Source organism: Dyadobacter arcticus, from assembly GCF_011762185.1.
Classification (GTDB): Bacteria; Bacteroidota; Bacteroidia; order Cytophagales; family Spirosomataceae; genus Dyadobacter; species Dyadobacter arcticus.
Genome location: NZ_JAASQJ010000003.1, coordinates 1,112,692 through 1,138,071, shown reverse-complemented (window position 1 = coordinate 1,138,071; position 25,380 = coordinate 1,112,692). Strand labels below are relative to the sequence as shown.

General features: G+C 45.1%; 17 protein-coding genes. 6 read left to right on the top strand and 11 right to left on the bottom strand.

Annotated elements, in window-relative coordinates; translation table 11 throughout:
• Nucleotides 1-54: 54 nt before the first annotated feature.
• Nucleotides 55-624: a Crp/Fnr family transcriptional regulator gene (locus FHS68_RS18240; protein ID WP_167272896.1), complete on the bottom strand. Its 570-nt coding sequence runs from the start codon at nucleotides 622-624 to the stop codon at nucleotides 55-57.
• A 54-nt stretch (nucleotides 625-678) separates the two neighbouring features.
• A complete protein-coding gene (locus tag FHS68_RS18235) occupies nucleotides 679-1,119 on the bottom strand; it encodes a helix-turn-helix domain-containing protein (protein ID WP_167272893.1) in 441 nt (146 codons plus the stop codon).
• Nucleotides 1,120-1,265: 146 nt separating this feature from the next.
• Between FHS68_RS18235 and FHS68_RS18230 the strand changes: the two genes are divergently transcribed.
• Together FHS68_RS18230 and FHS68_RS18225 are read left to right on the top strand one after the other, a co-directional pair.
• Nucleotides 1,266-1,628, top strand: coding sequence for an ATP-binding cassette domain-containing protein (locus FHS68_RS18230; protein ID WP_167272890.1), 363 nt, complete (start codon nucleotides 1,266-1,268; stop codon nucleotides 1,626-1,628).
• Nucleotides 1,629-1,858: 230 nt separating this feature from the next.
• Complete coding sequence (locus FHS68_RS18225) at nucleotides 1,859-2,260, top strand: hypothetical protein (RefSeq protein ID WP_167272887.1); 402 nt, start codon at nucleotides 1,859-1,861, stop codon at nucleotides 2,258-2,260.
• A gap of 63 nt (nucleotides 2,261-2,323) precedes the next feature.
• Here the strand turns inward: FHS68_RS18225 and FHS68_RS18220 are convergent, their stop codons facing one another.
• The 4 genes from FHS68_RS18220 to FHS68_RS18205 form a co-directional block, all read right to left on the bottom strand.
• Nucleotides 2,324-4,333 (bottom strand): hybrid sensor histidine kinase/response regulator transcription factor, encoded by a 2,010-nt coding sequence (locus FHS68_RS18220; RefSeq protein WP_167272885.1) that lies wholly within the window; start codon nucleotides 4,331-4,333, stop codon nucleotides 2,324-2,326.
• Between the two features lie 8 nt (nucleotides 4,334-4,341).
• Nucleotides 4,342-6,318, bottom strand: coding sequence for an ATP-binding protein (locus FHS68_RS18215; protein ID WP_310588596.1), 1,977 nt, complete (start codon nucleotides 6,316-6,318; stop codon nucleotides 4,342-4,344).
• Entirely contained in the window at nucleotides 6,263-7,219 is a 957-nt protein-coding gene (locus tag FHS68_RS18210; protein WP_208408345.1) for a hypothetical protein, read from the bottom strand. Before FHS68_RS18210 ends, FHS68_RS18215 begins: the two co-directional genes overlap by 56 nt.
• A 167-nt stretch (nucleotides 7,220-7,386) precedes the next feature.
• On the bottom strand, nucleotides 7,387-7,890 hold the full coding sequence (locus FHS68_RS18205) for a VOC family protein (protein ID WP_208408344.1): 504 nt from the start codon (nucleotides 7,888-7,890) through the stop codon (nucleotides 7,387-7,389).
• A 317-nt stretch (nucleotides 7,891-8,207) separates the two neighbouring features.
• Between FHS68_RS18205 and FHS68_RS18200 the strand changes: the two genes are divergently transcribed.
• Nucleotides 8,208-9,776, top strand: a complete 1,569-nt coding sequence (locus tag FHS68_RS18200; RefSeq protein WP_167272879.1) for a carbon-nitrogen hydrolase family protein — start codon at nucleotides 8,208-8,210, stop codon at nucleotides 9,774-9,776.
• 11 nt (nucleotides 9,777-9,787) lie between these two features.
• Here FHS68_RS18200 and FHS68_RS18195 read toward each other — a convergent pair whose 3' ends face one another.
• From FHS68_RS18195 to FHS68_RS18180, 4 genes are read right to left on the bottom strand one after another with little or no spacing between them, the layout of a single operon-like run.
• Nucleotides 9,788-10,648 carry an alpha/beta fold hydrolase gene (locus tag FHS68_RS18195; RefSeq protein ID WP_167272876.1) on the bottom strand — a complete coding sequence of 287 codons (861 nt, stop codon included), beginning with the start codon at nucleotides 10,646-10,648 and terminating at the stop codon, nucleotides 9,788-9,790.
• A gap of 44 nt (nucleotides 10,649-10,692) precedes the next feature.
• Nucleotides 10,693-13,485, bottom strand: coding sequence for an alkaline phosphatase family protein (locus FHS68_RS18190; RefSeq protein ID WP_167272874.1), 2,793 nt, complete (start codon nucleotides 13,483-13,485; stop codon nucleotides 10,693-10,695).
• Nucleotides 13,486-13,502: 17 nt separating this feature from the next.
• On the bottom strand, nucleotides 13,503-15,998 hold the full coding sequence (locus FHS68_RS18185; RefSeq protein ID WP_167272871.1) for a bifunctional YncE family protein/alkaline phosphatase family protein: 2,496 nt from the start codon (nucleotides 15,996-15,998) through the stop codon (nucleotides 13,503-13,505).
• A 34-nt stretch (nucleotides 15,999-16,032) separates the two neighbouring features.
• Nucleotides 16,033-18,051: a TonB-dependent receptor plug domain-containing protein gene (locus FHS68_RS18180; RefSeq protein WP_167272868.1), complete on the bottom strand. Its 2,019-nt coding sequence runs from the start codon at nucleotides 18,049-18,051 to the stop codon at nucleotides 16,033-16,035.
• Between the two features lie 239 nt (nucleotides 18,052-18,290).
• Between FHS68_RS18180 and FHS68_RS18175 the strand changes: the two genes are divergently transcribed.
• Complete coding sequence (locus FHS68_RS18175; protein WP_167272866.1) at nucleotides 18,291-18,704, top strand: hypothetical protein; 414 nt, start codon at nucleotides 18,291-18,293, stop codon at nucleotides 18,702-18,704.
• 93 nt (nucleotides 18,705-18,797) lie between these two features.
• On the opposite strand, the gene FHS68_RS18170 is transcribed toward FHS68_RS18175, so the two are convergent.
• The gene (locus tag FHS68_RS18170; protein ID WP_167272863.1) at nucleotides 18,798-19,931 is read right to left on the bottom strand and encodes an alpha/beta fold hydrolase; all 1,134 of its coding nucleotides are present in this window, start codon (nucleotides 19,929-19,931) and stop codon (nucleotides 18,798-18,800) included.
• Between the two features lie 246 nt (nucleotides 19,932-20,177).
• On the opposite strand from FHS68_RS18170, the gene FHS68_RS18165 reads away from it, so the two are divergent.
• Nucleotides 20,178-21,926, top strand: coding sequence for an alkaline phosphatase D family protein (locus FHS68_RS18165; RefSeq protein ID WP_167272860.1), 1,749 nt, complete (start codon nucleotides 20,178-20,180; stop codon nucleotides 21,924-21,926).
• 39 nt (nucleotides 21,927-21,965) lie between these two features.
• Nucleotides 21,966-25,346: an ExeM/NucH family extracellular endonuclease gene (locus tag FHS68_RS18160; protein WP_167272858.1), complete on the top strand. Its 3,381-nt coding sequence runs from the start codon at nucleotides 21,966-21,968 to the stop codon at nucleotides 25,344-25,346.
• The last annotated feature ends 34 nt before the right edge of the window (nucleotides 25,347-25,380 follow it).

Sequence of the window (25,380 nt, the reverse complement as noted above, 5' to 3'; positions counted from 1 at the left end):
CTGTGATAAGCATGTAAAATTAGCAGACGTTTTCGTCGGAAATATTGATGGAGATCAACGTTTCCTTAGTCTGCTTAGCGTCTCTGGTTTCATTCCGAGATACAATGCGATGTGTTTGTTGGGGATGTGCTGGAATATCTCCGGTTTTCTGTCGTAGAGTCGTCGAAGACGGTTGGCCGGAGATTTGCTCAATAGATCTATTTCTCTTTGTGCGAAGTTAAGTAGTTGTTTTTCAAGATTATTTTGCCAGTGTGCCGACAAGGACGGGCTCTCTACAAGCATTTTAAGAAAATTGCTTTTTGAAATTCCTACTAAACGCGTCGCTTTAATGGCTTGAATGTAGAATTCGGAAGGGGAATCGGTGATAAATGAAGGCAAATTAAAAACGCAGGAGTTTTTATATCCGAACTCGACTATTATTTCTTCCTCATCCGATTCGTGGCAAATTTTGACTGCGCCTTCCTCGATGAAGTAAATGTTGTTTTCGCTGGTGCCTGCTTTGTAAAGAAGCTCGTTCCGTTTGATTGTTTTGCTGATCGTCCACATTCTCACGAACCGGTCGAGCTCGCCGTCACTTAGGCCAGGAATCTGGCTTTTTAGGTGATTTTGAAGGAGTGTGTTCATTTTTTGCGAAATATTTACCAGACGTAATCAGGTCGACATGCAGTTACCTTAAACCTACCGCCAAATCAGGAAAACGATCATCGTATAAAATATTGCAACTGCTGCCCAAAGCAAAGCCGCCTCGAAGGCTGTTTCCGGAAAAGTTGGTGATTGAAAGATGTACGCAGAAACCAGCAGTACGATCACGGACGCAACACCGATTGTCAAAATGATTTTTTGTGTTTTATTGGTCCTTCGCACCACTTCTGGTTTGTCGATGGTTTTCACCAGAGGGACTATCGCATCTTCCAGCTCAAATGGTTCCGTCACAAAATCCAGGTGTTCTGCCAAAACCTTCACGGTATACAGCCTGGGCTGCACTTCTCCATTCTCGATACGCTGTATAGACCGCAGGCTGATTCCATTCATGTCGGAAAGTTCCAATTGGGTCAATCCCTTCGCAGCCCGACTTTCCCTGACACGCCTGGCAATTTTATTCTTCTTATTTAATTCCATAACCATCCCCAATGATAGGCCACTTAACGCCATATAAGCGACATTTCGCAAATGTCGTCCATATTCCAGGCGAAAGATAATAATTTTCGGATCGTTGGGGCTTACTGGTTGAGCATAACGATCAGCACTTTATATAATTCGTAGCCATGATCGAAATAGAAAATCTTAGTTATCTATTCAGCAAAAAGAAACGGCTTTTTAATGGCCTGAACCTGAAACTCCCTGCTGGTAAAATTTATGGATTGTTAGGGAAGAATGGCGCTGGAAAATCAAGTTTAATAAAAAACATGGCAGGCCTTCTTTTCCCTTCTGAAGGCAGCTGTCGGGTCAATGAATTCATTCCTCGTTATCGAAAAACCGAATTTTTAGAACAGCTGTTTTTGATACCCGAAGAATGTTATTTGCCACCGATGTCTATCCACGAATTCATCCAGGTTTATGCCCCATTTTATCCGAATTTTAGCGAAGCTCTGTTTTTTCTTCGGCATTCCGGCCCGATCAAATCCTGATTATTTCTACCCACCAGGTCCGTGATTTAGACGATTTGATTGACTCCGTCATCATTCTGGAAGACGGCGAAATACTGTTTCATGCTACCAAAGAGCACATAACAAACAAGCTATTTTTTGTACTGATGTTGAAACAAACGCCACTCAGGAAATTCTATATGCTGAACAAACCCCGGCAGGAGAGATTTCTATGACTGAAATACTCGGTTAACGATGGCAAACTTTCCATCGTGTTCAGCGTGGCAAAAGTCGGTATTGAAAATATTAATCCTCAAAACATTCCAATTGGCCTGCTTATTACTTGCCCGAAGCTTATTTCATTCACGTCAACCGATAGTTATAACATATTGGATAGCCTTCAACAGGATAGTCTGTCGGTTATGTTGAATGGCAACAGCTACACACGTTTCAGCAAAAACAATGTTAAGCAGTTTACGGTGACCGCGGGGGATTATTCTTATGCTGAATTTACGGATGCTAATACTGCAAATGAATTGCAAACGAGATTGTCGGGTAAAACCAAATTGCGATTAAATGAAGTTCAGTTCTCAACATTTATTCCGGTCGTGAAGGAACAGGCAGAAATTATCTTGTCAGCATCAGCAATAGCGCAAATGCAACTTCCCATGTAATAATATAGCATCATCCAAATCATCCACATTGCGATTGTGACTTGCGAAATAATTTTGGGCGTTTCAGTTTATCATCGTCACGTACTCGGTGGGTGTTTTTTGGAAGTACTCTTTGAATGCCGTAGCGAAGTAGGAGGGACTGTCGAAACCTACGGCATATGCACTTTCTGAAATGGAGACGCCTGCTCGAAGCATCTCTCCTGCTTTCCTAAGCCGGTAAATTCTGATGAGCCTGGCAGGACTTATACCCGTTAAGGTCGTCAATTTTCTGGTGAGCGTTCGGATACTCATTGCAACTTCTGACGCCAGGTGTTCCGGTCCAAATTCACTATTGTCAAGGTTATGGTCGATCAGATTGTGCAATTTTTGTACGAAAGGATTGGGCATTTCGGTTTCTATGGCGGAAGTGTCGGCGGCCGACGATATGGCGGCCGACGTGTCGGTAAGGGATAAACGTCGTTGAAAGTGATCCCTGATTTTTTGTTGCCGATTGAGCAGGTTTTGGAGCCTCAGTTCCAATTCTGATAAATGAAATGGCTTTGAAATATAATGATCTGCTCCTGCAGTAAGCCCGACCATCCGGCTGTTCTGTGCGTCGCGCGAGGTGAGCAAAATCACGGAAATATGACTGGTTTGAGCGTCATTTTTCAATTGGTTGACGAGCTCATAGCCATCCATTTCAGGCATCATTACATCGCTGATCACAACATCCGGCAGCTCTCTGCGAGCGATAATCAGACCTTCTCTGCCATTTTCGGCTACAAGCACGCGGTATTTGTCTTTTAGTGATCCGCGCATGAATTCCAATAGTTCGGCATTGTCCTCCACCAGCAGAACGATTGGATCATCCGTTTCCAGGCTTGCGGTATGCAATACGTCTGTTTCCATAACGCCGGGTTGATAGCCATGGAAAGACAGGTTTGGTTCGGGCACACTGGCTTGGGACATTTCCGGTGCCGGCAAAAAGGACTCATTCAGTTTTTTTAACGGTAATCGGATCCTGAAGGACGTTCCCATGCCAGGCTGACTTTCCACTTCGGCGCTCCCTCCCAGCAGGTTGCTCAACTCGCGCACTAAAGCCAGTCCGATTCCAGATCCTCCGTATGCACGTGTTTGCGAATCATCAACCTGGAAAAAGCGATCAAATACGTGGTCCAATTTATCCTTTGAAATGCCAATCCCTGTGTCGTTGACACTTAGGTTCAAATTCATCGAGTCAGACAAATTTGCTTCAACATCTATATTCCCACCGCCTTTTGTAAATTTTAATGCATTGGAAAGCAGGTTATTGACAATTTGTTCCCATTTATTTTTATCAAACACAAATAACTTATCGATATCGTTTTTTTGAAAGGAGAGCAGTATCCCTTTGTGTTCAGCCGCTGTCCTAAACGACTCTACCAACTGACCAATAAATGAACCGACGTTACCAGGAGATTCAACAATGGCAAGCTTGCCGGCTTCCAGTTTTGAAAGTTCGAGAAGCTGGTTGATCAGTAGGAGCAGATGATGCGCGCTTCTCTCAATGGTTAATAAATCCTGGCGCGTTGCGTCGGATAACGCAGATGATTGCAGCTGTCGCTCCGCTGGGGCAAGGATCAATGTGAGCGGCGTACGAAACTCATGGGTTATGTTGTCAAAAAAGCGGGCTTTCAGGTTAGCAATTGCTTCCGTGCGAATGGATTCGCGAAGTTGACCCACATGCCTGGCTGTTTTGTCAATGGTCAGTTCGAGATCCTGAAAATTGATTGGTTTAAGCACAAAATCAAAAGCGCCGCGATTCATGGCCGTCCGAATATTGCTCATATCGCCGTAAGCTGATACCATTACAGTCCGGGACGACGGCAGCAGCTCCGAAAGCTGCCCAAGAAGCGCCAGTCCGTTGATGTCCGGCATGTTAATATCCAGCAGCACAACGTCTATTTCAGGTTGATTCTTAATGATCGACAATGCTTCGCGGCCGCTGGTGGCAAAAAGAAATGCATACTGATTTGCCTGAATTTTACGGCGGAACCTCAGCTGCATCAAAGGCTGCATCTGCGCCTCGTCGTCAACAACCAAAATATTGACCATGTTTGTAATTAATTAACGGGGAAGCAAATGACAAATTCTGTAAAAATACCGGGCTCAGAAGAAACATATATTTCACCTGCATAACCTTTCGCGATGATGTCATAACTAAGGCTTAATCCCAATCCTGTTCCCTGGCCGGTAGGTTTTGTCGTAAAAAATGGCTGAAAAATTTTGCGAAGAATTTCCGTTGGAATCCCTGTTCCGTTATCTCTTACTTTTAAAGTGACGGAATTTTTTAACCGTTTGGTGCTCAGCCAAAGTGTCGGTGGCTGGTCACCTTCGGCATAGTTAAGTTCTGTTTGTTTTTTCTTTACTGCATAAAAGGCATTGCTGTAAAGATTTAATAAAACCCGACCGATATCCTGGGGTACCAGTTTGACTTGTCCTAAGTTTTCGTCAAAATCCGTAACAAACTCAATGTTGAAATCGGGGTCCTTGGACCTAATGCCGTGATAGGCCAGTTTGAAGTATTCTTCCGCCAGATTATTCAGGTCGGTGGACTGCGCTTCGCCGGTTGTTGTTCTACTATGTTCCAGCATACTCCGAACAATGTCAGAAGCACGCTGGCCATTCTGAGCAATATGGATCATATTCTGCCGCAAATCATGGGATAATGCTTGAATCATTTTTGTGTCACCCTGACTTACAGATTCATCCAGTTCCTCTGCTAGCTCCACCGAAACCTCAGCGAAATTGTTTACAAAGTTGAGCGGATTTTGAATTTCATGCGCGATACCGGCCGTAAGCTCCCCAAGAGATGCCAATTTTTCATTCTGTATAAGCTGGGCCTGTGTAGTTTTAAGCTTTTCGAGGGTTGACTCAAGTTCTTGGTTTGCAATGTGTTTCAGCCTGTTGTTTCGCCAGAGTATGATTGCCAGGATCAGGAAAAATGCAAGAACTCCGCCCAAAGACAATTGCATAAACCGGTTTCTATCCGCCGTCAGCCTTTTTTGAAGTTCGAATTTATTTTCCTGTTCGTTTAATTTGAGTTGCTCGAGTTGTCTCAGTTTCTGTGAATTATAGAGCGAATCTTTGGAGTCACTATAGATTTGCAGGTAACGCATAGCCTCTTTCGGATTTGACTTCGCATACTCTTTTGCTAATATTTTGGAAGACTCCTGAATTCCAAGGGGATCTTTTTGTATCAGGTTGAATTTCAGACCAATTTTTGCATAAAAAACGGCTGAATCATGCTCATTTAAAATCTGATACGTTTTTGCAAGGCCAATTTCATCCGGGGCCAGATGATAATTTTTAATGGCTGATGGATAATCCTTACTACTGAAAGCAAGGTTGCCAAACAATATGTACGAATTTCTGGCCAGGTCGGGGATTGCTTTTGCATACTTTTTTACATACATGGAGATAATGTCTGCATAATATCTGGAAGAGTCCAGCCTATTCAGAATATAATAGATTCGCCCGAGCTGCATGTAAGTCGGCCAGTTGCTAATTTCCGGGCCGGATCCGAAGGCAGGATTGCGCAGTGCTTTAAGCGAATATTGCAATGCCATTTCATTCTCTCCTTTTGTGTGAGCAACGATGACCATGATATTATTCATGTAAATAAGCTTGGCGGGATCGTATTTTTCACACAGTGGAATGGCCTTATTCACGTCATTTGTTGCTTTGACCCACTCGCCGCTCTGCGCATAGCAGAACGCCGATTGTGCCAAACACCCTATTTCACCAACCGGGTCGTCAATCCTTTCCGCTATCGCTGTGCCTTCCTTTGCGTATTTGATCGTCAAAGCGGGATTCACCATCAAATGCATCGAAGCTAGAAGCCTTAATTGTTCCACTTTTGCTTTGCTGTCCGACATTTTGGGTAGCAAAACGATAACGCTATCGACATACTTCTTATCGAAAGGGGTGGGCTGCGCAAAACCAGCCGCGCTTTTGATAACGACAATCAGCAATGCCAGATATTTAAAGTTTGGAGTAAAAAGCGCGTGGGGCATGGTCTTTCTCAGGCTGTATTTCACTTTTTTTGAATTTTGTCACCAGCGCAACCCCTAACCAATATAATAGAATAAAAGGTATTCCTGGAATAAAGAATAGAAATAAAAACTCAAATCCCTTCGGAAGGTTCATTTTAGTAACAAGGATTAATGTTGCTGAGACAATACCCAATAAGCTAATTAGTATAAGTATGATTGGACTCCATATTTTGATTTGACGCAACTTGTATAAATATAATGAAAGCCAAATTATTGATATGAATTGAAAGTATCGTCCAATCGATCCAAATGTTATTGCATTGAAATTGTCGTAATTTTTCCCAAATTCATCGGCGTTTTTACCCTGGCCTAACCATTCCCTTAGTCCTTCCGGATATAAATAGTGGTGCGTGAACTCCCAGGTAAATTCTGCGAAGACCATAATAAAAATCACAGTCATTATCCATCTGATTGATTTTTTTATTGTTAATAATTCACTTCTAAATAGAAATAGGATAAAGCCCGCAAAAAGTATTTCTGCTATAAAGAGCAAACTATACCTAAAATGTTCTCGTTCTGGGTGTTCAAGCATTTTAAGGCTGAGGTCGGGCGCGGAAGCTAGACCATATATTCCAATAATTGGACACGCTAGTAAAAAAAGCAATATTCCACCAACCGGAATTTTCTCAAAAGATTGATGGAAATATTTAAATGATGGCAACGCAATCGCGACAGTGACAATGGAAGTAACGATCCAAATTATTACATAACTCTGAAAACTGTTGCCTTCCAAATAGGGCGTATAGTTGCTTATCCAAGTCCCTACTAAAAACGGAAGTATAATTAAAAACAAGGTGGCCAAAATGGTCGCCAAATTGGCCCCTGGCGTGATTGGTATTTTATTTTTCATTGATTGATTGATTAAATTTTTTGGTTTCGAAGTCATTTGGAATGTGATTTTCTATTAAATCATTTTCCGCAATCCCATATCCCAAAGTTGCCTGTTCAATCAATAAATCTTGTTTGATTCTTAGCCATATATCTGCGATTTCCGGACAAAATGCAGACAGCTGTTCGAACGAATATGAGCATTGCCTGCTCGAAAATGATTATTTATGGTTCGGGACTTTCTCCGTTGTAGGCGCGCTGAATTTCCGCAATATCGAGTTTTTGCATTTGATAAATCGCGTTCAATACCCGCTGTGTCTTTTTGGTGTCAGGGTCTTTCATCATTTCCCACAGGATCGACGGTGCAATTTGCCAGTATACCCCAAATTTGTCCTTTAGCCATCCACACTCCTGCGGCTGGCCGCCTTCCAGCAATTTTTCCCATACTTCATCGATTTCCTCTTGTGTTTCGCAGTTCATATAGATCGACAATCCCTCACTAAACTTGAAGGTGGGCCCGCCATTTGCCACCCGGAATTCCTGCCCGTCAAGATAAAATGCGATCAAACTTACCTGGCCTTTGGGAACAAACTGCCCCTCAGCGGAGCGGATTATATTAATGATGCCGGAATTTTTGAAAACCGACACGTAAAAATTAACGGCCTCTTCTGCCTGGTTGTCAAACACCAGCGAAGGCAAGATTTTGGGGATGATTGTTTGCGTAGCCATAATGGAGTAGTTATATATAAGAATTAGATACGATGTTTCCATTGAAATTGTGATTTATTTCTTGCAAAGCCAACCTTTGGGAAACATCTATTCCCGGTTCCTCCTTTTTTGGGAAACTTCCGGGTTGTTTCTTTGTTACTTCTCTGTATTGTTCGCAATTTTAGATGGACCTTTTATTATGAAGACGCCAAAAAAGTTGGCATTCACCGTTTGTTATACAACACAATCTGCAAGTAAACATTTCAAATCAACCGGTTATAACAACCCAATCCCCGTCATTCACCCTGCAAAAGACAGGTAAAACGGCGTGAAACACCATGGAAACTACAAAAGACATTAAATCAATTGAAAATATTGAGTTGGTTTTTCTAAAACCAGAAGATTACCGGGAGATTAAGGAAATGATGATAGAGACCTATTCCAGTTTGGCGAATGCCTATTGGAAAGAACATCACATCAAAACACTGATCACCATTTTTCACGAGGGGCAAGTAGGCATAAGAGTAGATAATGAACTGGCCGGGTGCGCATTATCAATTATTGTAGACTACGACAAAGTTGACTCTAAACATACCTATAGAGAGATCACGGGAAATTACAGTTTTAAGACCCACACAAACGAAGGAGATGTTTTGTACGGGATCGATGTATTTATACGGCCTAAGTTTCGCGGCCTGCGATTGGGAAGGCGTTTGTATGATTACAGAAAAGAGCTTTGTGAGGAATTAAATTTAAAAGGAATAGTATTTGGTGGCCGAATCCCAAATTACCATCAATATTCCGATTCCATGTCCCCCAAAGAGTATATTGATAAGGTTCGAAACAAGGATATACACGATCCTGTTTTAAATTTCCAATTGTCCAATGACTTCCACCCTGCCAGAATATTGCAAGGGTATCTTGAAGGCGATAAGGACTCCAATGAATATGCCGTATTGCTTGAGTGGGATAATGTTTACTATGAGAAAAGTTCAGATCAGGCTGCGTTCAAAAAGTCAATTATCAGATTGGGTTTGATACAATGGCAAATGCGGTTGTATAACGACTTTGATGAACTCATGCAGCAGGTTGAATATTTTGTGGATGCGGTATCGGGTTACAGGTGTGACTTTGCCCTTTTTCCTGAATTTTTCAATGCCCCATTAATGTCGGATTACAATCATCTCGCAGAACCGGACGCAATAAGAAAGTTAGCAGAATATACGGAGAGAATTGTTAACCGCTTTTCTGAGCTTGCCATTTCCTACAACATCAACATCATTACGGGAAGTATGCCGGAGGTCGTTGGCCATAGTCTCTATAACGTGGGTTATTTATGCAAAAGGGACGGCGGCATTGAACGGTTCGAAAAGTTGCATGTAACGCCGGATGAAGCAAAGATATGGGGCATGCAGGGCGGTAACACTCTAAAAACGTTTAATACCGACTGCGGGAAAATAGGTATCCTAATTTGCTATGATGTTGAGTTTCCCGAGTTAAGCCGCATTTTAGCCGATGAGGGTATGAATATTCTATTTGTACCCTTCCTGACCGACACCCAAAATGGTTATTCGAGGGTAAGAAACTGCGCCCAGGCAAGAGCTATTGAAAATGAATGTTATGTTGCCATCGCCGGCAGTGTTGGCAACTTGCCGAAGGTCCACAATATGGATATTCAATATGCCCAGTCCATGGTTTTTACCCCATGTGATTTTTCATTTCCCACTAACGGAATAAAAGCAGAAGCAACCCCAAATACAGAAATGATTTTAATTGCCGACGTTGATATTGATATGTTGCGGGAATTAAATCAATTTGGAAGTGTTCGAAATCTAAAAGACAGAAGAACTGATATTTATTCAATCATACGTAACAAGGACAGCAAAGACAATGGCACCGGTGCCTGACAAACCACAAATTAATGTGTTTGTAAAATCTGATGCAATGCTTTGTTAAACTGTTTGGGTCGCTCAATCATTGGAAAATGGCCTGAGCTGTCGATAGTGATGATTTGGTAGCCATTTTTGCAATATTTTTTAAGCGCATTTTCGTCATATGGCGTGTTAGTGCTCATGATAAATTTCATCGTAAATGGCATTGTAAGTAGTCTGTCTTTTGCTTTGGCAGCTTTGGGATACAGGTTCATGAGCGATGGAACCGCAATAGAAGGATCGGCATATTTGTAACTATTTACCAGCCTGTGAACGATTGCACTATCCTTTGAAACGGTAAACTCTCTGGCCATTTTTTCGGCTATTTTAGGATAGTTGGCAAGAAATTCTTTGATATAAGGCTGCATCCCGTCCTGATCTTTCTTCGAAATAGTCATCCCGACGTTTTTTAGGTTATCTATACCAATAATTCCAATTACTTTACCAGGGGTGGCTGCGGCAACATCCAATGCAATTTCTCCGCCCATGGAGTGCGCGACCAACACTACGTTGTTGAGCTGTTCTTTGTTGATCACAGATGAAATATCCCTGGCAAAATTTTCGACCGTCCAATTTTTCCGGTTTTTTCCCGACGATCCGCAGCCTGCCAGGTCGAACAATACCAAACGATAAGAGGTGGAAAACTCAGCCTCCTGATTTTGCCAGTAGGTATGATCTAAATTCCATCCATGGATAAAAAATAGAGTAGTATCTCCTTTGCCCGTGATCTTGTAATTCAATTTGACCTTTTCATAGGCCTCGGCATCATATTGAAAAGGATCGAACGATGAACCTTTATGATTTGTGCAAGCCGTAGCTATTAAAAGAAATAGAAGAAAACGGTACATTGGCAGCGTATAATTTATTGAGCAAGGCCAATTGCACTATAAATTTACTCTTTTGGACGACTTAAATTTGACTTCCTTTGCCGATAACTTTTCTTCCGCAAATCTTCATCATCTTCTGCTCGCCTTTTTTGCATTGTTTCGGTCCGGTCCATTTCTTCAGATTCCGAAAATGCCTTCCAGTCAAATTTCTCATCAAACGGATCAAGGGCTTTTTGAGGATCAAACAAACGCGGGTCGATGGCAACAGCATTGTAAGGCGTAAAGTCAGGCTTATCGGTGAACAGATCATTCATATCCGTAGCCGTGGCGTCGTACTGGTTCAGGTACGGAATACCCAGAATATGCCAGAATGTTTTAAAAATACTGCCAAAACTGTAATGCTGCTTTCCAACATAATTCTTCTTCATGTATGGCGAAATGGTCATCAGAATGCTCCTGTGCGCATCCACATGATCGACGCCACCCTGTGGATCATCTTCGGTGATCACAATCAGCATATTTTTCCAATATGGCGTGTGCGATAGAAATTCTATTGTACGGCCCAAAGCGAGATCATTATCGGCCATGTAACTTTCCCCGAACGGAAAGCCTGCATCCGGTCGTTCCTTCGTTCCATGGTCATTGGGCAGCATAAGTGTTATCATGGAAGGCAGCGTTTTACCGTCGCCGATCCATTTTTCCTTGAACTCTTTTATAAAAACATCCGCCCTGAATTGATCCGGTATTGCCATATTATAGCTGGGAAATGTCTTCGACGATTTGTCAAAAATCGGCGCGGGCACCGGGTAATTGGCCATATACAATTCACCAATATGCTTCATGGTACTGTCCGAATAATTGGCAGCCATTTCCAGCCCAAAACCGAAGTTGAAAAAATCCTTCTTATTCCGCTGCAAATGGTCCCAAAGCGAACCGGCTTCGTTATAGTCTTCCGGATAAATGCTTCCCGCAGAACCGTAAAATGACAAATTTCCCGGAGCGGAAGAAGTGTCCAACAAATTACGGCCACCCCCATACGCAGCCGCAGTCCCGGTTTCGACCCATTCATTGGGGTAAGTATTTACCAGCCAGCGATGCCCGTCAGCGGAAACATCGGAATCACAATAGTAGTTATCCGAAATCGCGAATTGTCTGGCCAGGGCAATGTGGTTTGGCATCACATCCACACCTTTTAGCGAGGATGTTTTTTTCCTGTTTTCAAAGTTTCTTTTCAACCCAAATCTCGCTATGGTCGAATCCCCGTTTCCGGAAGTGAGCTGCCCGAAAACCTCGTCATAAGTTCTATTTTCTTTTGAAATAAAGACAATGTGCTTAGTGGGAGATTCGGTCGCACCCGGATAAACCGGGACAGGATTTTTAGAATTAGCCGAAACCTGGGTGAATGTATAATTGTTGTCCAGCACCTTTTTAGTCAAACTAGGCAGCTCACTATCTGCCGGAATATCGATTACGGAAACGGTGCCTTTCATCAGGCTTCCGATAAAACTTCCTTCAATGCCCAGTTTATAATTTTTGCCTCCATTCGGTCCGCTGCCCAATCCTTTCGCATTGCTCACGATGAGCTTTTTGCCGTCCGGGCTTACTTTCAATTTGCTCGGAAACCAGCCTGTCGGAATATGTCCGAGTACTTTCATCGTCGGGATGTCAATAACAGCAACTGCATTAATTCCCGCTTCGGCGACAAATAGCCTTTTCTGATCCGGCGAAACAGTTACGCCAAAAGGAATAAGTCCGCGAAGTGAGCCAAGCCGCGGCTCAGGATTGAGATGCAAGGTATTGACAACAGTATCTTTTGCAATATCAATAACCGAAACGCAATCATTATTCCCATTGCTGACAAATACAAACTCATTGGTAGCGGCGAGTGAATTTGGGCTGCTTCCACCAACGGCCGGGAAATCTTCCACCATTTGACCTACCAGGATACCCGTTTTAATCTTGGCTTTAACGGCAGGTTTCGTGCCTGTCAAATCGTAGCTCCATACAGAGAATGCTTCCAATACATTCGGGTCACCTAATGCAGGGACGCCTTTCTCAGGAACGCCATCTTTCATTTCTTTCGATCCATATTTGGACGAAGGCCATTCGTGCGCGGTTCCCTTCAGGTTATTTTTATCAAGATCGGTGAAAGGTTTGTATTCGAAAACACCCACATTGGCAACATAAATGCGCTTTTCATCCGGCGAAAGGCAGATCCCGAACGGGTACCGGCCCGTGGGAATGTTGCTGACAATCTTATTGGTTTTGGTGTCGATCACCATCATCCGGAACCCGATCTGATCCAATGCATAAAGTGTGGATCCGTCTTTGGTCAGCACCATATCGCCAATGTAGCCGTGACTGTACTTATTGCCATTTTCAGTCGCCTGGCAGTTGATAGTCAGTTTATTCTTGCCCGTTTCGATATCAAAAACGAAGATCTTATTGGTTTGGCCGCCAGCAACATAAATCGATTTGTTATCCGGCGTGATCGCTAAACCCATAAAGCAGGCTTCCAGAATTCCTTTATCCGTTTTCGGCCCTTCAGGAATTTGCCTCACCATTGGATTTTCGCTCAAAATGTTTTTCAATACACTGATTGAGAACGGATTAATGCCTGAGTTGGCCGTAACCGCGATGTTACCATCAGCACTTAACGCGAGGCCGTAGGGATGCGGTGCGACGGTTAGTTGCTTTCCGGCAGGGGTGAGGTACCGTCCATTGGGAATGATTGTTTTCCCAGTTTCATTTTTCTGCGGATATTCCTTGCCCGACGGTGCATTGGCGACCCATTTCTGCGCCGCGGCGTGCAACGTACTTGCGAGAAATACAACAATCAGGAGCTGGTACTTTTTCATGGTTTGTCAGATTTCGATTAATCTTCGTCAAATCCTTCCTCCTCATCCTCATCCCCTTTTTCAAGTCTGACAAAAGCACCCCGGCGCGGCGCGGGCATGATGCTCTTTTCACCACGGACGGTTTGCCACACAATCCGGCTGAAAATAAGGTCGTCAATGGCATCAGGTACTGAAAGATCGAACTGATCAGATTGGCGGGAATTGGAGTTCACTGCCATATTTTTCTGTGCAAGGTCAACCCCTGCTTCCCTGGATGTAAAAGTGGCTGGATTTGCTGTTTTATTAAAGCATCTCCACATGGGCGTAGCGGCTGCATCGTACTGGCTCATCGGTTTCAGGCCCAGGATCAGCTCCATCGTACGGAGCATTCCTGAGGTTGAATACATGGTATGATCTACAAAACCTCTTTTCACGAAGCCCCCGGCAACATATGCAGGCGAGCGGTGGGCATCCACGTGGTCCGGTCCATTCTGGGCGTCGTCTTCCAGGATAAATACTACTGATTCATTCCAAACCTTACTTTTGGAAAGATGTTCAATAAAACGCCCCACGGCCAGGTCATTGTCTGCCACAGCCGCAAATGGCGTTGGTTTCCCAACACTCGCACCGGAAGTATGGTCGTTGCCTAACCGGAGTGTATTTAACCTCGGAAGCTTGCCCGCAGCCAGCAATTCATCAAAATCCTTTTCCCAGGCTGCTTCGCGGTCAATGTCCATGTAGTTAAGATTATACCCCTTATATGTTGGACAATACTTCCCTTCAAGCGTTTTGATATTGGCTTTCCCTTCGTCAGCAAACCAGCCGTAGCTGCGGAACGTAACGCCTGCCCGTAACGCATGGTCCCAGATAAAGCCGTCCCTCGGATGAGCGATTTCCTTGCTGCCTTCATAATCATAGGTGCCGCCACGACCGCCGTAGCTGGTCACCCAGTTTTTTTCCACATAATCATTAGCATAGGCAGCAGAAGACCAGTTATGCCCGTCGGCACTTACCTCAGCGTCCACATAAAAGTTATCGAGCAGCACAAACTCGCGGGCGATTGCATGCTGGTTTGGCGTTACTTTTTCCGGAAATAAGCAAAGTGATGCATCGCCATTTCCTTCCTTCATATCTCCCAGAACCTGATCGTAAGTCCGGTTTTCCTTGATGATGTAAAATACATATTTAATTGGCGAATTGTCGGCTACTTTCATCGGGATCGGGTTTCCAGTTTCCCCTTCTGCATTTAACTCCTTGTTTTTGGTATACGGTGTGTTGGCATAAACCACACGTGAGTAGGCGGAAAGTGTTTCCTTTGACGGGGCGTCGATGATCGACAAAGTACCTTTAAACAAACCTCCAATGTACTGCTCCCGGCCGGTGTAAGCCTGCGGATTAGGCCCTACCTGCTGCGGGACTTTCGATAAGTTTGGATTTGGGCCTTTGGGGTTTGCTTTGGAAGAAAACCCTTTTCCATTGGTAACAAATATCTTCGAACCAATCGTTTTCACAGCGGTCGGATACCAGCCGGTCGGGATAAATCCGATGGAATGGCTGCGTCCTTTGGTTTCTACATCAAATACCGCAAGACAGTTGTTATCGGCATTGGCTATATATAATGTTTTCTCATCCTCGCTCAGCGCCAGGCCATTGGGAGTCGTTCCGACGGGTGCATTTGGAAAAAGAGATGTGGTTAATGTCTCTGATATCTGACGTTTTGTAAGGTCAATGAGTCCGACAGTGTTGTCATTGCCATTGGCTACGTACAAAAATTTGCCGTCTTTGGTCAATAGTAAATCATTTGGGTTTTTGTTAGTGGCAATTTCGGCTGCTATTTTCTGCGTTTCCGTATTCACAATCACAACACGCGAGCCGCCCCAAAGTGAAACATAAAGTTCTTTTTTATCATTGGAAAGCAGACAGGTGTAAGCTGCTGCGCCCAGATTTAGTTTACCAATGGTTTTTTTGGTTTGAGAATCACAAATGTAAAGTGAGCTATCTTCCTTGGTCACGACATAAATCCTGTTCTGGGCGTCGTCAACTGATATTCCGGTTGGGGAAATTTTCACTGGCCAGGGTTTGCCCAGCTCAATCGGCTCAGCAGGGACAAGCTGCTGATTTTCAATTTTGAATACCAAAATTTTATTGTCATTCCCGCCCGATGCATAAATTGTTTTCTCATCCTGACTGAAAGCAAGGCCAAGGTATGACTTTGCTACTCCCGCCGAATCCAGCACTTTTTCCGAAGCGGCATCAATTAGGGTAATGCTCTGTGTGCTTTGCCCATTATTAGTAACTGCCAGGTACTTTTTCGACGGAGAAACCACGAGGTTCAAAGGCAGGTCATCCAGATCCAGGCTTCTGCCAACCGGCGTGAGTGACCAGCCATTGGGCAAATTGATGCGTTTTGACGAAAGCTCTTTAAAAAGGGCAAGCTCCTCCGGCTGACCGGTTGAGCTGATATTCTTTTTGCAGCCATAGGCGAATACGCCGGCCAGCAGCAAGTAAAGTCCGAATTTCAAATGTCGTGTCATGGTGAGTTATGGGTAGTATTGAGAAAATGCGTCTTTAAAACTTTCCTGTCAAAGTCAGCCAGAGGCTCCGGCCTACGCCATTGATCCCCGACCCGTGCGTACGATAATCTTTATTAGTAAGGTTTTGGGCAACAGCGTTAACCGCAAAATGTTTTGCATCATAACCTGCCATCAGGTTAATAACTACCCAGCCAGGTGTGCCGCCTTTTGGGATGCGGTTATCTCCGGCATCTCCCGCTGCCAATCGCGTTTGATCATCTGCAAACCATCCTTCCGGACGGGCATACCATCCTTTTTTTCGGTATTCAAGTCCAAACCGCCCGTTTAATGGCGGAATGCGCCGCACCGGTTCATTTTTGGTGACATTTTTGCCGAAATTATAAGCTCCCGACCCGTACACTCTCCAATAGTTGCTGAACACATATTCTGCTTCCAGCTCTCCGCCGCGGATGTAAGCGCGCTCTACATTTTCCTTTCGGTACACATCTATTCCGTCAATTTTCTCTCCCGCCACTTTCACGCGCGTGATCAGGTTGCGAAGATTATTCTGGAATAATGCTGCGCTGAGGGCTAACCCGCCTGAATGGTATTTATAACCTGCTTCGAAGTTGTAAGATGTCTCTGGTTTAAGGTCATAAGCAGGCAGCTCGTACCGAAAATCAACGATGCCCAGCGTTCCCATATCATCAATGTTCGGTGCGCGGAAACCTGAGTGGAAAGATGTGTAGAAATTGGAATGTTCTTGAGGTAAGTATGAAATCGATGCATTTCCCACCAATGCCTGTGGCTTTACAGACACATTACCCAGCACTTCGTCTGCAACTTTTATACGAAAACCATTAAACCGGCCACCGAACGTAAACTGCCAGGCATCCAATTTCAACTGGTGAAGTGAATAGATAGCATAATTAAGGTATTTGCTGTCGTCCGGATAAAGACCTCGGCTGGCAACCGGATCACCACCCGCAACCTGATCAACCTTATCGCTGTTTACAAGATCATTGTAAATTTCAATACCTGAACTTGCTTTCCAGAATTCAGTGATATCAGATTGTACATTAAAGATCAATCCTGATGTCTGCACCTTGTCCGTTTCAGTGCGAAGGCTGTTACTGCCATTTTTCCGGCTGAGCCGCCCTTCATTGGTTGCCTGCCATGATCCGGTCAGCGATATTTCGGTAGCCAATTTATTTAAGGTAGTGCCTTTTAATTTGAAATAACTTAAAGAACGTTTTTGCGGATTGAATTCATTCAAAGCGAAATTTTCAAGTTTGTAGCGGTAATAAAGCGGGACATGTTTTTGAGAAACTGATTGATGGGCCAATGTGAGTGTCCACGAATCGCTCAGGCCAAAAACCAATTTAGCGTCAAAAGCCCGGTCTTTGTAGCCACTCGGTGATTGCTTACCGGTGGTATCCCCGCCAATCAGATCGCCAAAATTCCGGATACTCAGGCCTCCCGAGAATGCGACACGTGAGCCGGAAAGCGCTATTCCCGCCCGCAATGTTTTTTCCATTTCGCCGGTTGCATACCGTGCGACCGCTTTACCGTGAACAGCCGGTTTTTCTGAAAATGCCGGATCAAAACTAAAAATTTGAAGCGTGCCGCCCAATGCATCGGATCCGTAAGCGACAGAACCTCCGCCGCGCAAGACTTCTATTTTGTCAATGGTGAAAGGGTCAATGGTGTTTAGGTACTGATTCGGCCCGTAGCGGAATGTACTGTTATTCAGGCGGATCCCATCGAACAGGATCAGTGTTTGGTTTCCGGTCAATCCGCGTAAAAAAGGCGATCCCGCACCATGGGTGGACTTTTGAACAAAAACCCCGGTGGCTCCCATAAGGACCTCCGGTGTCGTTCGTGGCTGGTAAGTTTGTAAAGCCTGAGAGGAGATTACTGATACAGATCCGGCGGTCTCAAAGGATTTCTCCCGGGTCCTGTTGGCCGTGACAGTTACCTGACTAAGCATCTCAGTTTGAAGTGAGTCACTGGTCTGGGCAATTCCAGGGAGCGCAGAAGATAGTGTGATTAAACAGCAGTAGAATACCTTCATAATTCGCCGGTGTAAGTCATTACAAGGCAGCAAAACTAGACGTTATACTCAGCGAAAAGCAGTTTCCCAAATTATGATTTTGTTAAGTTAAATTTTGAAAACCTGGCAGGGATATGCCATTTTTTTGCCACTAACTCAAGAATTTTACCAGTAACTCATTTAACCGCAGCACTTTCATTGCAGATTTTTACGTTTGTACCGCCTTTTGGATGTACTAGGAGGTTTAACAAATATTAGCTATGAAAACGACTTATTTTATGAACGGCTTATGCCAAAGACTTTCCAGAACGATGGCTCTGATTGTCATTCTTGCCACAACTATGTTTCTTGCTCCGTTTGCTGCTGAGGCCGAGAACAATTCACCACGAAAGCAAGTTTCGTCCAGGCTGGACAGAAACCTGGGGCAGCAAATCGGACGGTACATTAAAGTAGAAAATTCCGATCTTGCCGAGCTGGAAAAGGGGATCATTGTAATCAGTTTTTCCCTCAATGAGAAAAATCAATTAAGCCAGGTTGTCTCGCACAGCCAAATCCCTGCTGTTGATCTTTATATAAAATCGAACTTGGAAGGTAAAACAGTAGAAATAGCGGAAGGGGAAATGGTCAATCATGATCGTCAATACGTTAAACTCAGGTTTTTTACTGAGGAATGATTGATTTTGGCCGATGAGATGATTAATCTGCACGGAATTCAGCCTGGCAATCAATGATTGTCAGGCTGAATTTTTGTTAGGTATCTAGAAGTTTCAGGTAAGACCTGCTATGACAGGAGAGAAAAATTGGCTCACAGCTTCATTTACTTCCTGGTGCCGTTCAACAAGTCCCATATGCCCTGCCGGCTGTAATGTCACGAGCTTTGAGCCGGGGATGCTTAGGTTCATTTTGATACTAGCTTCGTTCTTTGTCAAACGGTCTTTGTTTGCCCCAATAACCAGTGTTGGCACTTGAATTCCGGAAAGAATGTCAGATGCATCATAATCAAACATAGCAAGAACACCCCTGCCCGTAACAGCTGGTGGCGCCATGGCGGCAAGAAAACTGGCAAAATCAAGCTGCTTACCCGTCTGCGTCCCTGCGAAAGTCAAAAATCTGGTCATGATCAGCATGTTGCCATTGAAATAACTCATCCACCTGCTTATCCATAAAATAGGGGATAGCAGGATCATCAGCCAGCAGATAGGCTTCAATATTGGGTTTTGTATGGTGGTCAATAATTTGCTCAAAATGGATGTCTTGGTGGGATTGGTAAAAGTGGTGTGTTCCAGGACAATGCCCTTGATTTTCGACATTTTGTGCTTGTAAACTTTGCAGAATGTTAAAATGGTCATGCCTCCCATGCTATGTCCCCACAAAATCGGATCCTTCGCGTCCGATTCATCTATTACCGCGTCCAAGTCAGCAGCCAGCTTTTCCAGGCTGAAATCTTTATTACTAGCCCGTTTTGACTTGCCCAAACCGGGGTGATCCATCAGTACAAGATGGTAGTTACTGCTGAAATATTTTTTTTGATAATACCACTGCATGCTGTTTGAGTTCCAGCCATGGATAAAGATGATGGTTTGCTTACCCTTCATTCCTCCCTGTTCAATATTAATTACGCTTCCATCTGGTCTTTGCAGTTTAGATTGGTCTTTCAGACGTTCTGCCCGGGGTTCATCAACACCCTTGCCACCTTTGCTCAAAAGGATGCGGATCAGCGCCTTCCCAAATAACATGAAAACAAGTAAAGCAAACGCACCAATCAAACAGCGCTGGGCGTAATCGTGATCACCGATGATATCTTTATGTAAGTACCATTCACGGCCTAAGTAGACCTCGAGGCCCAAAAATGCAATCGTAGATAGATTGGTTAGTAACAAGGCAAGTAATAAAATTGGCATACGAATGTTGGTGAAGTTTCTGGAACGCCTAACCTTAATAAATACCGTTCCATAAGGGGCTAATGAAGATTAACGATATGTTATGATTTATTGTGAGCCGGGCAAATCTTGCTAGCGACCAGCCTATCGGCTTTCTCATCCCTACAGGTGAAAAGAGATCGCTTAACAGCAATTTAAACTTGTGGTTACATATTGGAAACAATGGGAAGGTAGCTTTATGGATTAATCTCAATAATCCATAATTGTATGAAAGGTAACTTTACGATTAACCGCAGGAAATTTTTGGAACGCTCTGTGCTGGGGGCAGGAGGTGTTATTTTATCAACTGTCCTGGTTGGAAGCTGCACTGATCACAACATTCCCGACCCTAACGATCCCAATCAGAATGGCAGCTTTGATTACAACGTCGCCAGTTTTGACCCGACCGACAGTCAGATCATTCTTTGGACAAGGGTTTCTCCCGCCAACGCTTCCTCCCAAAAAGTAACCCTTACCTATGATATTGCTACCGACCCTGGTTTTGGACAAATCATTAAAACCGAAATGCTGGACGCATCAGTCAATGATGATTTTACAGTAAGTGTTGACATTAGTGGCCTGAAATCAAACACCAAATACTACTATCGTTTCGCCATCACAAATACCAATGTGATATCGCCGACCGGGGAAACAAAAACGCTCGCCAAGGCCGGTGAAATGGAAGATGTGAAGCTGGCAGTGTGTTCATGTTCCAACTATCCGGCAGGGTTGTTCAATGTTTATGGGGCCATCGCAGCTTCCGAGGCCGACGTTGTACTACACCTGGGCGATTACATTTATGAATACGGCGCCGGCCAGTACGGTTCCAACCCAAACACAATCGCACTGGGACGTCTTCACCTTCCGGCGAATGAAATCCTATCCCTGGACGACTACCGCACCCGCTTTAAACAATACCGCAGCGATCCGCAATTGCAATTGGCGCATCAGAAAAAGCCATTCATTTGCGTATGGGACGATCACGAGGTTGCAAATGATGCGTTCAAAGACGGTGCACAAAATCATAACCAAAATGAAGGCAGTTTCGAAGCCAGAAGGGAGCGGGCGATCAAAGCCTATCACGAGTACATTGGAGTAAGAACACTGGTCGATGCGAAAATTTACCGGAGCTTCTCTTTCGGTAATATTATGGACCTGCACATGCTCGACACCCGGATTATTGGTCGCGATGAGCAACTTTCTTATGCAGATTATCTGACCCAAACGGGATTAGACGCAGCGGCTTTCCAGAAAGATTGGCTTAATCCAAACCGTACAATTCTTGGAAAAGAACAGCTTACCTGGCTGGGATCCGCAATTGGGACTGGTAAAGGCGTATGGCAGGTTCTTGGGCAACAAGTTTTGATGGGTAAAATGTATGTTCCTGCTGAACTGCTTTTGGCGATCGTCCAGATCGTTGGTGAGGTAGATGCTACCGGCTCTGCTACTCCGGCGACATTTAAGATGTTCCAGACCCTCTTAATCCAGCTTACACAGATTAAAGGCCGTTTCCTGGCCAACGATCCTTCTTTGACACCTCAGGAGATTGCACGGATACAAACGGTGCTGCCGTACAACCTCGATGCATGGGACGGTTATCCGATTGAGAGAGAAATCGTATATGCGATGGCAAAGGGCAAGAAGCTAATTGCGCTGTCGGGAGATTCACACAATGGATGGTATTCCCAATTGAAAGCGAATGACAAAACGGAGGCAGGCCGCGAACTGGCCACATCTTCGGTTACCTCGCCGGGTTTTGAAGAATATCTTGGTGCCGATCCGGCTTCACTTGGCGGTTTTGAGCAGGCGCTGGCATTGTTGGTGGATGACCTGGAATACCTGGATGCATCCCGGAGAGGATATGTTCTGGCAAAATTCAGCACAAGTAAGATTGTCAGCGAGTGGCGCTATGTGTCGACCATTATCACCCCGACTACCGCAACAACTGTCGGACATACTGAAACGATTAACGCGTAAAGCGAAGTAATCAAATTTTCACTTTCATCAACATTACATATGATCAAATACCTATCCGGTAAAAACTTCGGTCTTTTACTCGTTCCAGCATGGATTTTCCTTTTGGCTTCGAATGTGCTTGCACAAACGTCACCGCCTCCCCAAACCCTACCATTTTCCTTTACCGAGATCTCAGGTTCGACACTTCCGGCCGGCGTAGCGGTTCACCGCTTCGGGACAACCACCGGCAGCATTCCAACTACAAGAACAGCAAGCCCGGGAAATGGTGACCTGCCCTACTTAACCAACACAAGTTCTGGTGGCTGGCTAAACGCAGGAACGAATGGAGAAAATGGGATTGCAATGCTTGCTTCCGGATCAAACGCCGCAGGTGCGGTAGTGATCTCTGTCAATACTTTGGGGAAAACAAATATCCTGGTTGAATGGACGGCCCGGACGATCCAGCAACAGGCTAGCCGTGACAACAGCCTGGCCCTTCAATACAGGATTGGAGATTCCGGCAATTTCTTTGATTTAGGTACTGCATCTGACATTTATTCATCTGCGGGGAATATCGTCGGGCATTCCCAGTCATTTTCGCTGGTACTTCCAGCTGCACTCGAAAATCAGAGTGTCGTACAATTAAGATGGGTGTACTGGGAATCTTCCGTAGGTACCACCGGCAGCCGCGACCGCATCGCATTGGACGACGTAACTATTGATGAAAGCATTCCGGGACCGGACGTTACTGCACCTGTGATTAGCACGCTTAATCCGGCCGATAATGCTGTGAATGTGCAATTGACAGCGAATCTGGTACTGACTTTTTCTGAAAGTGTTTCTAAAAAGACTGGTGCATTTACGATTACCAACACAACCGATAACACAACCGAGGTAATCGATATCCAATCGGCTAATGTTACCGTTAATGGTCCATCTGTTACAATATCGGGTGTAACTTTACTCAATAGCAAGGTGTACTCGGTAACTTTGTCGGCCGGGGCATTCAGCGACGCCGCCAATAATGACTTTGCTGGTATCACCGATGCATCAACCTGGAATTTTACCACCATCGCTCCTCAGGGATTGCCAACGAAGATCAGTGCGATCCAGGGAAGCGGACAGCTGGCGGCGCTGACGGGCGATTTCACGATTGAAGGCGTGGTTACCCGAACTTTTTTTGGGTCAACCGGGCTGAATGGTTTCTATATGCAGGAAGAAGATGCGGATGCTGACGGAGATCCGGCTACATCGGAAGGAATATTCGTTTTCAATGTTGCTTCCAACGCAACGGGGGTGGTAACCCCCAATCAGGGAGATAAAGTGAGCCTGACGGGTACGGTAGTAGATTTTGTAAGCACAACCAGCGGCGTTACCACACGTTTGACGGAGATAACATCGCTGACCAGCTTTACCAATCTGGGGCCAGTCGCATTGCCTGCCCCGGTTTCTGTTAAAATGCCGGTCGCCAGCATTGCTGATCTGGAACGATATGAGGGGATGCTGGCCGAATTGAGCGCGACAACTGGCAATCTCACGGTCACCGAATTCTTTGAGCTGGGACGCTATGGACAGGTATTGCTTTCGGCAGAAGGCCCGGGTAACCAGCCGGATACCGATGCGCGGCTGGATCAGTTTACTCAGTTCAATGCGCCTAGCACAAGTGGATACACTGCCTATCTGGCCGAAAACGCCAAACGACAAATTTTGCTGGACGACGGGAGCACGCGTCAAAACCCCGATCCGATTATTTTTGGACGCGGCGGAAATCCGCTTAGCGCATCCAATACATTGAGGGGCGGCGACCAGGTTGCCAGTATTACCGGGATCCTGGACGAGCGGCTTGAAGGTTACCGCATGCAAACCGCAACCGGTGTCAACTTTTTGCCCTCGAATCCCCGTCCTGTCGCTGTACCCGCTCTGACGGGAGGCGCGGTTTCCGGGACACCGTCGCTTACGATTGCAAGCGCCAATGTGCTGAACTATTTTGTGGACCTGGATGTCAGCGGTGATACGTACCGCGGAGCGAATACCGCCACGGAATTTGAACGGCAAAAAACGAAAATCATTAAGGCATTGATCCGGTCGGGTGCGGATTTGATTGGATTAATGGAAATCCAGGTCAACGGCGCCACGCCTACAACAGCTCTGGAAGACCTTGTAAATGGTCTGAATGCTGACCTGGAAGGAAGTGGCAGCTATGCCTTTATAGATCCGGCAAGCGCTGGTGATCCGATTTCGACAGATGCGATTACAGTAGGGTTCATCTACAAAACGGATAAAGTAACTCCAAAAGGGAACGCAGCAACGTTGTCCACCAGTGCGGCTTTTGATCTGGTGAGACGCAGGCCGTTGGCGCAGACTTTTACCCAAAATTCAAATGGCGAAGAGTTCACAGTCGTGGTCAACCATTTTAAATCCAAGGGATCCAGCTCGGGAGGAGTAGGCGATGAGGACACTGGAAACGGACAAGGATTGTCAAACGGGACACGGAGCCGGCAGGCAACGGACCTGGCTGCCTGGCTGGCGGGAAAACCTACCGGCAGCACAGATCCGGATTATTTAATCCTCGGTGATTTGAATGCTTATGCAAAGGAAGAGCCGCTCACGATCCTGGAAGCGGCAGGATATAAGAATCAGCTCCCAGCAACTTCCTATTCGTACGTGTTCGACGGGCAGTTTGGCTCCCTTGACCATGCATTGGCAAATACCACATTAACCAGGCAGGTAACCGGGGCTGCCAAGTGGCATATCAATGCCGATGAGCCGGGTGTAATGGACTACAATACGGAGTTTAAATCCCCGGGACAGGTAACCAGCTTATACAGTGCCGACCAATTCAGGGCCGCTGACCATGATCCTGTGCTGATTGGGCTAAGTCTGGACAAGTCACTGCCAGTTGAGTACATCTCATTCGATGGCGTTGCCGCCGGGCAAACAATAAGGTTAAGCTGGAAAACATCCAGCGAAGAGGACAACATGGGTTTTGATGTTTTGAAAAGCACGGATGGAAAGCATTTTGAGAAAATCGGGTCCGTTCCGGGTAAGGCGACGACAAACCAGCAAAGCACTTATGATTTCGATGATGCAAATGTCGGGGCCGGACGAATTTATTATTACCAGTTGAAACAGGTTGATTTCGATGGCAGGTCAGAATTTTCAAGGATAATCGCCGTTAAATCAGCCTCCAATCCATCACAGTTTGCGGTTTATCCAAACCCTAATCAGGGGAATTTTAAGCTTGTCGGTTACAATGTAGACCAATATTCTATCCGGATGTTTAGCATAACAGGAGTGCCAGTCAATACAACCGTTTCAAAAGCGGAAGGTGAAAATACATTCTCAGTTCAGTCGAAACAAGTCTTGACGCCTGGGTTGTACTATATTCAGTTTGCTTCTGAACCACTTGGTAAACAGAATGTTAAATTGATTATAAGGTAGTTTTAAAAGTACCGGGGAGTGCGACATTTGGCTG

Bases quoted from the DNA above. Each gene is read 5' to 3' on its own strand.
- FHS68_RS18240 (WP_167272896.1), bottom strand. From the start codon at position 624: ATGAACACACTCCTTCAAAATCACCTAAAAAGCCAGATTCCTGGCCTA.
- FHS68_RS18235 (WP_167272893.1), bottom strand. From the start codon at position 1,119: ATGGAATTAAATAAGAAGAATAAAATTGCCAGGCGTGTCAGGGAAAGT.
- FHS68_RS18230 (WP_167272890.1), top strand. From the start codon at position 1,266: ATGATCGAAATAGAAAATCTTAGTTATCTATTCAGCAAAAAGAAACGG.
- FHS68_RS18220 (WP_167272885.1), bottom strand. From the start codon at position 4,333: ATGGTCAATATTTTGGTTGTTGACGACGAGGCGCAGATGCAGCCTTTG.
- FHS68_RS18210 (WP_208408345.1), bottom strand. From the start codon at position 7,219: ATGACTTCGAAACCAAAAAATTTAATCAATCAATCAATGAAAAATAAA.
- FHS68_RS18205 (WP_208408344.1), bottom strand. From the start codon at position 7,890: ATGGCTACGCAAACAATCATCCCCAAAATCTTGCCTTCGCTGGTGTTT.
- FHS68_RS18200 (WP_167272879.1), top strand. From the start codon at position 8,208: ATGGAAACTACAAAAGACATTAAATCAATTGAAAATATTGAGTTGGTT.
- FHS68_RS18195 (WP_167272876.1), bottom strand. From the start codon at position 10,648: ATGTACCGTTTTCTTCTATTTCTTTTAATAGCTACGGCTTGCACAAAT.
- FHS68_RS18190 (WP_167272874.1), bottom strand. From the start codon at position 13,485: ATGAAAAAGTACCAGCTCCTGATTGTTGTATTTCTCGCAAGTACGTTG.
- FHS68_RS18185 (WP_167272871.1), bottom strand. From the start codon at position 15,998: ATGACACGACATTTGAAATTCGGACTTTACTTGCTGCTGGCCGGCGTA.
- FHS68_RS18180 (WP_167272868.1), bottom strand. From the start codon at position 18,051: ATGAAGGTATTCTACTGCTGTTTAATCACACTATCTTCTGCGCTCCCT.
- FHS68_RS18175 (WP_167272866.1), top strand. From the start codon at position 18,291: ATGAAAACGACTTATTTTATGAACGGCTTATGCCAAAGACTTTCCAGA.
- FHS68_RS18170 (WP_167272863.1), bottom strand. From the start codon at position 19,931: ATGCCAATTTTATTACTTGCCTTGTTACTAACCAATCTATCTACGATT.
- FHS68_RS18165 (WP_167272860.1), top strand. From the start codon at position 20,178: ATGAAAGGTAACTTTACGATTAACCGCAGGAAATTTTTGGAACGCTCT.
- FHS68_RS18160 (WP_167272858.1), top strand. From the start codon at position 21,966: ATGATCAAATACCTATCCGGTAAAAACTTCGGTCTTTTACTCGTTCCA.